The organism is Lysinibacillus sphaericus, assembly GCF_001629735.1.
Classification (GTDB): Bacteria; Bacillota; Bacilli; order Bacillales_A; family Planococcaceae; genus Lysinibacillus; species Lysinibacillus pinottii.
This window is the reverse complement of record NZ_CP015224.1, coordinates 2802355-2813132: the sequence shown is the minus strand read 5'-3', so window position 1 is coordinate 2813132 and position 10778 is coordinate 2802355. Positions and strand designations below refer to the sequence as shown.

Sequence of the window (10778 nt, the reverse complement as noted above, 5' to 3'; positions counted from 1 at the left end):
GCGCCTCGATAATAACGAGACGAATTTACAATATAGGAGGCAATTCAATGACACGTCAATGGACTTCATTACATACTTATGAAGATATTAAGTATGAGTTCTATAACGGAATCGCAAAAATTACGATTAATCGTCCAGAAGTGCGTAATGCATTCCGCCCAAAAACGGTTATGGAAATGATTGATGCATTTTCACGTGCACGCGATGATAAAAATATCGGTGTAATTATTTTAACAGGTGAAGGTGAACATGCCTTCTGCTCAGGCGGAGATCAAAAAGTTCGCGGACATGGTGGCTATGTAGGAGACGATGAAATCCCACGTCTAAACGTTCTTGATTTACAACGTTTAATCCGTGTAATCCCAAAACCTGTCGTGGCAATGGTTGCAGGCTATGCAATTGGTGGAGGACACGTATTACATGTTGTTTGTGATTTAACTATTGCTGCTGACAACGCTCGCTTTGGACAAACAGGTCCAAAAGTAGGTTCATTTGATGCTGGTTACGGCTCAGGCTATCTTGCTCGTATTATTGGACATAAAAAAGCTCGTGAAATTTGGTACCTTTGCCGTCAATACGATGCACAGCAAGCACTTGATATGGGCTTAGTTAATACAGTGGTTCCTTATGACCAATTAGAAGATGAAACTGTTCAATGGTGTGAAGAAATGCTACAAATGTCACCAACTGCATTGCGCTTCTTAAAAGCAGCGATGAACGCAGATACAGATGGCTTAGCAGGTCTTCAACAAATGGCTGGTGACGCTACTCTTCTTTACTACACAACAGATGAAGCAAAAGAAGGTCGCGACGCTTTCAAAGAAAAACGTCAACCAGACTTTGGCCAATTCCCAAGATTCCCTTGATTTAGTTAGGGTGTAAGGCTCGTATCTTTTTGGATACGAGCTTTTTTGTATGCCTGGGAAAGAGGATAGAAGCAAAATACTAACGTTTAAAAGCAAATGTAACATGAATAGACAAGCGATAGGGTAAAGCGTTAAGATGTAGGGTGATTGGAGTGACAAATATGTATCCGAATTGGATTATACAGCGAGCCTATTTAACACCGTTACGTAAGGCATTAACTTATAAAGAACAAAGTTGGACTTTTCAAGAGTTGAATGATTTATCTATCAAGCGTGCCCGCCAATTAGTAGGACTAGGTATACAGCAGGGAGATCGGATTGCCATTATGGGTCCAAGTAAACCTGAGCTTGTAATTACCATGTACGCTTGTATGCATCTGCAATGTGAGATGGTTATGCTAAATCGTAGGTTGTCACAGGATGAACTTAGTTACCAAATGACGGACTCTGAGGCAGTTGCCGTATTGATTGCAGATGAGGATGTAAATAAGTTGCCTGCAAATATGGCTCATTATTTATTTTCAACGATTGAAAAGGTTGAGGAAGGTGCATTCGATATAACAAAGGAATGGCCTTTGGAACAAACAACAACGATTATGTATACATCTGGGACAACAGGCTTTCCAAAGGGCGTCCGTCAAACGGTAGGCAACCATCAGGCTAGTGCAACGGCCTCGGTTTTAAATATTGGTCTACAGACTGATGATGTTTGGCTTTGTGCTGTACCATTATTCCATATTAGTGGATTTTCGATATTAGTGCGTTCGCTGTTATATGGCAATCAAGTCTATTTATATGATCATTTTGATGTAGACGCTATTACGCATCATATTATGAAGGGTGAAGTAACACATATGTCAGTTGTAGCTGTGACGTTGGAAAGAATCTTACATACGTTGGAGCAACACAACGCTAAAGCTTCCTCGCGTTTTAAATTAATGCTTGCTGGTGGAGGACCGGTGCCAGCTGATTACTTAGCGAGAGCACATACGTTAAACTTGGCTGTAGCTCAAACGTATGGTATGACAGAAACCTCCTCACAAACAGCTACATTAGCAAGTGAGGATGCGATACGGAAAATTGGCTCTGCCGGGAAGCCTTTATTTTTTAATCAAATCAAAATTGTAGAGCCAAACGCACAAGGAGAAGGAGAAATTTGCATTAGAGGGCCCCATGTTACACCTGGATATATCGGCCGTTTTGCACAAAAAAGCGCCACGCGAGATGGCTGGTTGCATACCGGAGATATTGGTTATCTAGATGAAGAAGGCTATTTATTTGTCATAGATCGCAGAGCAGATTTGATAATTTCTGGTGGAGAAAATATATATCCCGCAGAAATAGAGAATGTTCTGCTTATGCATCCAGCTGTTAAGGAGGCGGGCGTATGTGGTGCCGATGATAAGCAATGGGGACAAGTACCAGTTGCCTTTGTTGTGTTAAATAAACAAGCATCAGTCGAACAATTACAAGCCTTCTGTCGACAGAAGCTGGCTAAATATAAATTGCCAAAAGAAATTATTATTACAAACAGTCTTCCACGAAACGGAGCTAATAAGCTGCTTAGACGTAAATTACTACAATAAAATAAATGTAAAAAGAAGCCCATTGAACGCTAGGCTTCTTTTTATTTTGTAAATTATTGAACTTTTAGCATGAAATTAATCATTCATTAACATAATAAAAAAAGAGAGGCATAAACTATTTAGTAAAGGAGAATGACTCATATGAGGAAATATATATATAATGCTGTCATTATATTATTTGTTCTACAAATGAGTCATGTGCAAGTTTTTGCAAACTATGAAAAAGATGATGTAGCAACTGCTCATTCAATTCAAACACTACAATCTCTCATTAATAAAGAAGTTATGCAGCTATCAACGGAATTCTCTATTTACTATACGGGTGACATATCTGATATTAAAGATGAACTAACAGACATTACGAAAGGTGCGATTCAAAACTCTTATATTTATACTAATATTTCTAGCTTTAAATGGAAGTATGATGGTTATAACCATAAAATTGCGATTGCTTTTACGTTTACCTATCATCTTTCACCAAGTGAAGAAGCATTTGTCGAGCAAACATTGACGGATATTATTGCACCTATGCAAGGATTAAGTGACCTACAAAAATTACAGGCTGCACATGATTTTATTGTTCTAACTGCGGAATATTCCAAGGAAACGGAAGGAAGTCAATATTCCCCTTACACGCTACTGACGGAAAATAAGGGAGTCTGCCAGGCATATGCATTAGTGCTTTATCGAATGCTAGAATTGCTGGGTTTTGAGGTGCAATATGTCCCTGGAAAAGTGGGCGAACAGCTTCATGCCTGGGTATTAGTGAAAGTTGATCATAATTGGTATCACATCGATGTGACATGGGATGATCCGTTACCTGATCGGAAAGGGGAAGTACGTTATCAATATTTCCTAGTGTCGGATCGGCAATTATCACAGGACCATACCTGGGATTATGCAAGCTTCCCGGCTGCAACAAGCGAAAACTATTCAGACTTGCAGGAAGTAACTAAAAGACAAAGTGTAACAACCCCTTTGCATGAAGGTTTCAACCCAAATAAGGGGATGTCTATAATGGGTGAAAATAGGCTGGCTATCAAACCATTCATGGAGATGCCTACAAAACTTGTCTCACAAAATCAAAATGATTCAAACACTATAGTTCCGTTTGACTTTAATGAATGGGCAACGATTTTAGTAGAAAGTATGGTGGCTTTCCTAGTGCCTCATTCAAAAGATTTCCATGTGCCCAAAACAAATAAGCGGTTCTTGTCTATTGAGCGAACAGAAAAACGAATGCCGCAAGAAAAATACGTCATAATAAAGGAGGTGTCCCATCCATTTTCGGGGCACCTCCTTCTTTCAATTATTGATTGCTTAAAGCCTTATCTAAAGTTTGAATATTTTTCTTCATCAATGTGAAGTAAGTTTCTTTATTTTTTTCATCGTCTGTCGTTAATACACTTAAATTATGCAATACAAGTGATTTCGCACCGACTTCTTTTTGAATAACCTCTGCTAATTTAGAGGAAACATTTTGTTCAAATAAAATATGGTGAATATGCAATTCATTGGCTTTATCAACAATCATTGTTAGTTCTTTTTGTGAAGGTTCATTTTGAGAATTTAAGCCAGCAATAGGTATTTGTGTTAGCCCATATTGACCTGCAATATAGCCGAATGCTGCATGAGATACAAAAAATGTTTTATTTTGTGCTTGATCAGCCATTACTTTAAATTCCTGATCTAAATCCTGTAACTCTTTTACCAATGCTTCGTAATTTTGAGTAAAAGTAGCTTCTTGAGCAGGCATTTTTTCTACTAATGCATTTTTAATAGCAAGTGCTAAATCTTCACTAATTGTTGGAGATAGCCAAACATGAGGATCGATATCGCCATGCTCATGGTCGTCATGTCCATGTTCTTCTTCTGCATGATCGTGATCTTCCTCGGTTGCAGCATGATCATGTTCATGATGATCATCTTCAGCATGAACATGGCCTGTGCTAATAGCTAATTTTTCATCTGAAACTTTATCAGCAGTTGCCACCATTGTGACATCTTCATTGGCTAAAGTCTTTTTAGCATTTTCAACAAAGCCCTCAAGCCCTAAGCCAATATAGAAAAAGATATTGGCATCTGCTAATTTCATCATATCCTTTTGTGTTGGTTCAAAGGTATGTTCATTAGCACCAGCCGGATAAATAGAAGAGACATCCACAAAGTCACCCCCAATACGCTGTGCAAAATAGCTTAAAGGATAAACAGTTGTATAAATTGTTAATTTATCTGTCTCATTAGAAGACTTTTGGGAAGTTGATGATTGGTCTCCGCAAGCAGCGGTAAACAGGGCAAGAACTGTGACTAGCAATAATACATAAACTTTTTTCATATAATATAATCCCTTTCTTAAATAGTAACCATTACGATTTATTTTTTAGAACAGTTATTATAATAACGCACAACTTCAAAAAGTACAAGAAAAAATGACCTCCGAAAATTAATTCTTTTTCGAAGGCCATTTTTCTGGCACTGGATCAAAGCCACCAGGATGAAATGGATGGCATTTGGATATACGTGTGATGGTTAAAATAAATCCTTTTAGCGCCCCATGCTTTTGAAAAGCTTCGAGGCCATAAGAAGAACATGTGGGATGGAAACGACAAGTAGGTGGCGTCATAGGTGAAATGTATTTTCTGTAAAACTTAATGAGCCAAATAAAGGGATATTTCATCGTTGTTCTTCCTCTTGTTGCGATGTAATTTGCTCTGGCTTTGCATCAATTGTTTGCGTAAAGATATGATTTTTTTTCTTGATAATGAAAATGACAGAAAGACCAAACATTAACATCATCATAGCAATCATAACGATAATTGGTAATGGCACACCCATTGCTTTCACTCCAAATTCAATTAATAAAATTTATAAATCATGAATGACCTACTAGTTTTCCTTTTGATGATAGCTTTGTTTCGGTTTTTCATCAACGGTATGTTTAAAGGCATAGGCACGGTTGACACTGATAACGGTCGCAATAGTGATAATAATAACGATGATGATTGCGACGATTAAGAGCGTAGTTAAACTCATCATACTCACTCCGTTCTTTGTTCATCATACTTATTATAAGTTATATGGACATTTTAATTGTGAAGGAAGTTTGACATTCCAGGGAATAAAACAACACCTTTCTCTCCATACTATGGGAAAAGGAGTGAATCGTAAAGATGGATCGTCAACGTGTATATTTTTCACTTGCCAATAGAACCTATTATACCAATCCTTATGCAGGACCTTGGAATTTTGAACTCAATGTGGATCGACAAGCATTAGATGTTTTTGAGAAAATTTTTCAGCAAATGCAGTTGTTGGAGATCTCCAATGCATGGCGTGCTCAGTTACCGTACATTCAATATCATTTAGATAGAGAAAATGATGAAATCGATTTAAGATTGATGAAAATTTATGCACTAGTTCATGAGTATGGAGATGAGGAAACCAAGGCGTTTGTAGAGCAGTTACCTTATTTTAACAAGCGTGTCTAACGGGGAAATTTCAGCTTAGGTTGATTTTCACTTTGAGTGTCGCCACTCTCAGTGAAAATCAATCACCTCAGTAGAGGGTATTAACATATTGCCTTTAATATAGTAAAAACAGCTTCACGTGGGACGATTACAGGTATATTTAGCTGATGTTTAATCATATTTTTCATAGGTGTGGAATAGCCCATACAATCAAGAATGAGCAGATCAGCGCCATCGGATTCTAATTGCTGTGCCTTTGCTAATAAATCATGTGCATTAAAGCGGTAGGGTGAACTTGCAGAGTAGTGCACATCAAAATGAGCTTTTTGCCATTTTTCTGCAACCGTTATTTGTTGCTCAGGCTCCGGACCTATTAAACCAATTGCTAATTCCGTATGAAGACCCTTCACTAAGTTAGTCATCATTCTATCCGGAAGCAAAAGATTTTTAACGGATAGTTTATTGGCAAAATCGCCTGTACACATCAGCAAAATCCAAGTAAAGTCTTGGAGATCATGAAGGCATTGCTGAATATAGGGCATGAGCTTCGCTTTACTTAACCGTACCTGCTGACTATTTGCCAGGAGAGTCACTAAAACATCAGTTTCTTCCTGTGAGGGAGAAAGGGCAGCGATTTCAGATGGTGAAAGCGAATCAAGGACACCAAATTCATGAACATGTAGACCCCCATGTCTTAATTGCTGAATATCCTCCGCCATATCCTTGCGAGGGGCTTGACCGATAGTTACAATGGCAATTTTTGAGTTTTCCATGGTGCTTCCTCCGCTTCGAAATATTTTTCTCCGTTTACATAAGTTTGTAGGACCTTCGCTTCGGTTTCAAAAATAGGGTGTGACCAAACAACAAAATCAGCATCCTTACCTTTCTCAAGACTACCAATTCGATGATCAAGCTGTACGAGCTTAGCTGCATGTATAGTAATGCTTTTTAAGGCTGTTTGTTCATCTAATCCATAACGTATTGCTTCAGAGGCACAATACTTTAAGTACTGAATCGGTACAAAGGGATGATCCGTCATGATAGCAAAAGGAATATTATGCTCTTTAAATATGGCAGCAATCGCTGGTGAAGAATGACGTGTTTCATATTTAGATGGGGTTAACATATAGGGACCAAGCGTTGCATGGTATCCACTATTTTTTACTGCATCAACTATCAGATAGCCTTCTGTACAATGCTCTAAATGGAGCTTCACATTAAATTCCTTGGCAATTCGTATAGCGGTCATTATATCATCTGCTCTATGGCAGTGAAGACGAAGCGGCATTTCACCACGGAGTACCTCAATAAATGGACGTAATTCAGAATTTTGTTGTACTTTTTCAGCTTGTTCCTGTTCATTCAGCAGGCTAGCTCGTTGGAAGCCATCACGTAGTAGCTGAGCAATCGCCATACGGGTCATTGGCTTTCGTTTATATTGAATACCAAAGACGTTCTTTGGGTTTTCCCCTAATGCCCCTTTTAATCCACTTCGTTCTACTAAGACGCGAGAAGCAAGGGTAGGACCCGCTGTTTTCAGGATACTCCAAATGCCACCAATAACATTGGCACTTCCCGGACCAGTTTGTACAGTTGTCACACCACCTGCAAGTGCATGCTGGAAGGAGAAATGGCGAATATCAACACTGTCTAAAGCATGCATAAGCGGTGTAAAAGGCTCGCTATATTCATTAGCATCATTAATATCTTCGGTTACTTCAGCCCATGTTCCAACATGTGCATGGATATCTATTAATCCTGGTGTGACATATGCTCCCTGTAGATCGATTAAGTGCGCATGAGGGGGGATATCTTTGGCTGGCCCTACATAAACAATGCGTCCATCTTCAACCCATAGCTGTTCAAAAACATCATTTTGTTCATTAACTGTGAGAAACGTTGCATGATGATAAATGTTCATTTTGACATACCTTCTTCCGTTGCATAAACTTTTTTCCCTTTAATAAAAGTTGCGATAACCTGTGCATCTAAATTTAATGGATGCTTATCCCATATCACAAAATCAGCATAAAGGCCATCACGAATAGCCCCTATTTTATCGTCAATGCCAAGGAAATTAGCAGCTCCTGTTGTTAATGTATAGAGAACATCCGAGCGGGACATACCTTCTCGAACAGCTAAACACCCTTCTAATGTTAGATGGGATGTGCTACTAACAGGGTGATCTGTACAAAAAACAAATGGTATTGTTTGAGTGAATAGCTGAGGATAAAGCTTTGGTGATAGCTCCAGCATCTCATTATGCTCAATATAACGGAATGTCGGGCCAGCAATAACGGTATGGAAACCTGTCTCCTTAAGAAGAGGAATTTCCGTGCCATGAATAATATGAAAGTCAAAATCGTTAGTAAATTCTTGTTGTAGTCGATGAATTAGTTCAATATCGACAGCTTTATGCGCCCGCACAACAATCTTATGGATGGAGGGCTCCTGCTGTTGAATTTGTTGGAGTGTGTCCCTTAAGATTTTAGCGATACCCATGCGAGTCAGTGGCTTTCTCTTTTCAGCAAAAAATGTACTTTTTGCCTGGTGTCCAATAGAAAAGGAATAAGCGACATCTTTTACAATAACCATATCATCTACAGTTGTATGTGAATGATGAATGATTGCCGTTTTGGCCCCAATTAAGCTTTTAGCGGAGGGAACAATATGAGATGCTGTAACCCCATGTGAGACAGACTTTTGAAAGGCTACATCAAACGGGTAAATGCCATCAATAACAGAATATTGTAAGTGTGAATCAAATTCATAGCTATCATCACCTTCCCAACGAATCCCAATTTCAGCTAAACCAATTTGTGAACAACTATCGATTAGGCCAGGCGTAATATAATAGCCATCTAAATTTATTTCATTTTCTGCAGTATGTGTTGCTGGTTTGAAATATTCCCCTTGCACTTGGAACGACTGTTTATCAAAGCTACGAGTGTCAGAGTTAAATACAAGCCCATTGATGTATCGAGTCATCGGATCAAATCTCTCCTTATGAAGAGAAAAGCGGAGACAAGAATCTCCACTTTTCTAGTTAAGTTATTTTGAAATGGATACGTTTGTGCCGTTTGGATGCACAATTTGAACAGAGTTATCAGCAGAAACCTCAAAGCCATGTACATTTTTATTTACGCCTGCAACAGTTTGAGTTGCTTCTAATTCGATACGAGGAACATCCGTTAGTATAAGTTTTAATGCCTCTTGGTATAATTTTGCTCGCTCTTCTTGTACGACTGTTTCGGATACAGCGCGCTCTAATAATTTATCAACCTCTGGATTGCTGTAGCCTTTACCATTACCCAACGCTCCGATTTGATTTGTGTGGAATAATTGATAGAGGAAGAAATATGGATCTGGATACCAAGTCCAACCACCAATATTCATTGGAGCATTTCCTTTTGCAACTGTATCACTGTAAGTACCCCATTCCAGTACTTTAATTTCAACATCTATATTTAAATTTTTCTTCAACTGACTTTGGAAAATCGTTGCATAAGGGACACGCGCCTCTGATACGTAAATCTCAGTTTTAAAGCCATCAGCATAGCCCGCATCTGCTAATAATTTTTTAGCTTCTTCAGGGTTATATTTCGGTACCATATCGACTAAGGATTTATCATAGCCCCAAGAGCCTGGAGGTAATGGTAAATAAGAGACATCACCGCCACCCCATTGGTTAACACCAGAAATGATTTCCTCAACATTTGTTGCCATATAAATGGCTTCACGTACACGTTTATCGGCAGTTGGACCTACCTTATTGTTAAGATCCAGATAAACAATGGATAATCCAGGATTTGTTAAGAGCTCAAGATTACTATCTTGATTGATAATTTCTCGGTTTTGGCCTTTTACGTCCATCGCAATATCAATATCACCTGAACGTAATGCATTGGTCATCATATTTTGATCAGAGATAAATTTCATTGTTAAATGGTCGAGATGTGGCTTGTCTCCCCAGTAATTTTCATGGCGTACCAGTTTTACTTCTTGGTCTTTTTTCCATTCTGTTAACTGGAATGGACCAGTACCGACGAAATGCTCAGAAAATTTATCGCCCCAGCCCTCAATCTCTTCTTTTGGAATAATCATATTACCAGCATCTGTTAGCATAGCAAGTAGGGCAGCATTAGGAGTAGCTAAGTGAATCTCTACTTCATAATTAGACAGTACCTTAACCTCTGTCACACCACTAAGGCGATTCATAGCTGATTCTTTAGCGGAACGTTCTAATGAATATTTCACGTCTTCAGCTGTCATCTCACGACCATCTTGGTATTGCCCCTTTTGGAATTTTACACCTTCACGTAATTTGAAGGTATAGACTAACATATCATCTGATACTTTCCATTCCGTTGCTAAAGATGGAATGATATCTGACAGATCTTTGTTATAAACAACTAAAGTATCACCCATTTGACGCATAACCTGTGATTCATAAACCCCAGTATATTTGATTGGGTCAAACGTTTTGGCATTCGCTGAAAGACCAACATTTAATGAGCCTCCAGAAGTAACTTCTCCATCTTTTCCATCTGATGAATTATTTTTTTCTGTATTCCCACCACAACCAGCTAAAACAGCAATCATTAAAGTTAAAAAGAAAAGTAGGAAAGATTTTTTTACGTTTATTTTCTTCATCCGTGCTAGCCTCCTTTATTTTGTTTCACAATATGAACCGTTGATTCAAAAAAATAGTAGGTTCGAAATAAAAGTAGCACATTTGTAAACAGGAAGTAAATATAAAATTAAAAAAATTCAGAAAAAATATATTTACAAACAATTGTCGCTAGGTGTAGTATTTAGTTATTCACAATATGAACCACTGATTCTAATAATGAAAAGGA

Annotated in this window: 12 protein-coding genes; 4 read left to right on the top strand and 8 right to left on the bottom strand. The window is 38.3% G+C overall.

The window, feature by feature from the left end; all coding sequences use genetic code 11:
• The first annotated feature begins 47 nt into the window (after positions 1-47).
• The 3 genes from menB to A2J09_RS13655 all read left to right on the top strand — a co-directional run bounded on the left by menB (position 48) and on the right by A2J09_RS13655 (position 3817).
• Complete coding sequence (gene menB / locus A2J09_RS13665) at positions 48-866, top strand: 1,4-dihydroxy-2-naphthoyl-CoA synthase (RefSeq protein WP_008180343.1); 819 nt, start codon at positions 48-50, stop codon at positions 864-866.
• A 161-nt stretch (positions 867-1027) separates the two neighbouring features.
• Complete coding sequence (locus A2J09_RS13660; protein WP_036162348.1) at positions 1028-2452, top strand: o-succinylbenzoate--CoA ligase; 1425 nt, start codon at positions 1028-1030, stop codon at positions 2450-2452.
• 141 nt (positions 2453-2593) lie between these two features.
• Positions 2594-3817 carry a transglutaminase domain-containing protein gene (locus A2J09_RS13655; RefSeq protein WP_051563301.1) on the top strand — a complete coding sequence of 408 codons (1224 nt, stop codon included), beginning with the start codon at positions 2594-2596 and terminating at the stop codon, positions 3815-3817.
• Here the strand turns inward: A2J09_RS13655 and A2J09_RS13650 are convergent.
• The 4 genes from A2J09_RS13650 to ytzI all read right to left on the bottom strand — a co-directional run bounded on the left by A2J09_RS13650 (position 3762) and on the right by ytzI (position 5485).
• Positions 3762-4787 (bottom strand): metal ABC transporter solute-binding protein, Zn/Mn family, encoded by a 1026-nt coding sequence (locus tag A2J09_RS13650; protein ID WP_031416453.1) that lies wholly within the window; start codon positions 4785-4787, stop codon positions 3762-3764. The genes A2J09_RS13655 and A2J09_RS13650 overlap by 56 nt on opposite strands.
• A gap of 108 nt (positions 4788-4895) precedes the next feature.
• Positions 4896-5129 carry a membrane protein insertion efficiency factor YidD gene (gene yidD / locus A2J09_RS13645; RefSeq protein ID WP_008180348.1) on the bottom strand — a complete coding sequence of 78 codons (234 nt, stop codon included), beginning with the start codon at positions 5127-5129 and terminating at the stop codon, positions 4896-4898.
• On the bottom strand, positions 5126-5287 hold the full coding sequence (locus tag A2J09_RS23980; protein ID WP_171821096.1) for a hypothetical protein: 162 nt from the start codon (positions 5285-5287) through the stop codon (positions 5126-5128). The genes yidD and A2J09_RS23980 overlap by 4 nt, the downstream gene beginning before the upstream one ends.
• Positions 5288-5338: 51 nt before the next feature.
• Positions 5339-5485, bottom strand: a complete 147-nt coding sequence (ytzI, locus tag A2J09_RS23495; RefSeq protein WP_099805798.1) for a YtzI protein — start codon at positions 5483-5485, stop codon at positions 5339-5341.
• Positions 5486-5622: 137 nt separating this feature from the next.
• Here ytzI and A2J09_RS13640 point away from each other — a divergent pair, with 137 nt between their 5' ends.
• The gene (locus A2J09_RS13640) at positions 5623-5940 is read left to right on the top strand and encodes a hypothetical protein (RefSeq protein WP_012295756.1); all 318 of its coding nucleotides are present in this window, start codon (positions 5623-5625) and stop codon (positions 5938-5940) included.
• Between the two features lie 80 nt (positions 5941-6020).
• Here the strand turns inward: A2J09_RS13640 and A2J09_RS13635 are convergent, their stop codons facing one another.
• The 4 genes from A2J09_RS13635 to A2J09_RS13620 form a co-directional block, all read right to left on the bottom strand.
• Positions 6021-6692 carry an AroM family protein gene (locus A2J09_RS13635; RefSeq protein ID WP_036162346.1) on the bottom strand — a complete coding sequence of 224 codons (672 nt, stop codon included), beginning with the start codon at positions 6690-6692 and terminating at the stop codon, positions 6021-6023.
• Entirely contained in the window at positions 6665-7840 is a 1176-nt protein-coding gene (locus A2J09_RS13630) for an amidohydrolase (RefSeq protein ID WP_012295754.1), read from the bottom strand. The genes A2J09_RS13635 and A2J09_RS13630 overlap by 28 nt, the downstream gene beginning before the upstream one ends.
• Positions 7837-8907 (bottom strand): amidohydrolase family protein, encoded by a 1071-nt coding sequence (locus tag A2J09_RS13625; protein WP_036162343.1) that lies wholly within the window; start codon positions 8905-8907, stop codon positions 7837-7839. Before A2J09_RS13625 ends, A2J09_RS13630 begins: the two co-directional genes overlap by 4 nt.
• A gap of 63 nt (positions 8908-8970) precedes the next feature.
• Positions 8971-10572: an ABC transporter substrate-binding protein gene (locus A2J09_RS13620; RefSeq protein ID WP_012295752.1), complete on the bottom strand. Its 1602-nt coding sequence runs from the start codon at positions 10570-10572 to the stop codon at positions 8971-8973.
• Positions 10573-10778: the final 206 nt, after the last annotated feature.

Bases quoted from the DNA above. Each gene is read 5' to 3' on its own strand.
- A2J09_RS13630 (WP_012295754.1), bottom strand. From the start codon at position 7,840: ATGAACATTTATCATCATGCAACGTTTCTCACAGTTAATGAACAAAAT.
- A2J09_RS13660 (WP_036162348.1), top strand. From the start codon at position 1,028: ATGTATCCGAATTGGATTATACAGCGAGCCTATTTAACACCGTTACGT.
- A2J09_RS13635 (WP_036162346.1), bottom strand. From the start codon at position 6,692: ATGGAAAACTCAAAAATTGCCATTGTAACTATCGGTCAAGCCCCTCGC.
- A2J09_RS13655 (WP_051563301.1), top strand. From the start codon at position 2,594: ATGAGGAAATATATATATAATGCTGTCATTATATTATTTGTTCTACAA.
- yidD (WP_008180348.1), bottom strand. From the start codon at position 5,129: ATGAAATATCCCTTTATTTGGCTCATTAAGTTTTACAGAAAATACATT.
- A2J09_RS23980 (WP_171821096.1), bottom strand. From the start codon at position 5,287: ATGGGTGTGCCATTACCAATTATCGTTATGATTGCTATGATGATGTTA.
- A2J09_RS13620 (WP_012295752.1), bottom strand. From the start codon at position 10,572: ATGAAGAAAATAAACGTAAAAAAATCTTTCCTACTTTTCTTTTTAACT.
- menB (WP_008180343.1), top strand. From the start codon at position 48: ATGACACGTCAATGGACTTCATTACATACTTATGAAGATATTAAGTAT.
- A2J09_RS13625 (WP_036162343.1), bottom strand. From the start codon at position 8,907: ATGACTCGATACATCAATGGGCTTGTATTTAACTCTGACACTCGTAGC.
- A2J09_RS13650 (WP_031416453.1), bottom strand. From the start codon at position 4,787: ATGAAAAAAGTTTATGTATTATTGCTAGTCACAGTTCTTGCCCTGTTT.
- A2J09_RS13640 (WP_012295756.1), top strand. From the start codon at position 5,623: ATGGATCGTCAACGTGTATATTTTTCACTTGCCAATAGAACCTATTAT.
- ytzI (WP_099805798.1), bottom strand. From the start codon at position 5,485: ATGAGTTTAACTACGCTCTTAATCGTCGCAATCATCATCGTTATTATT.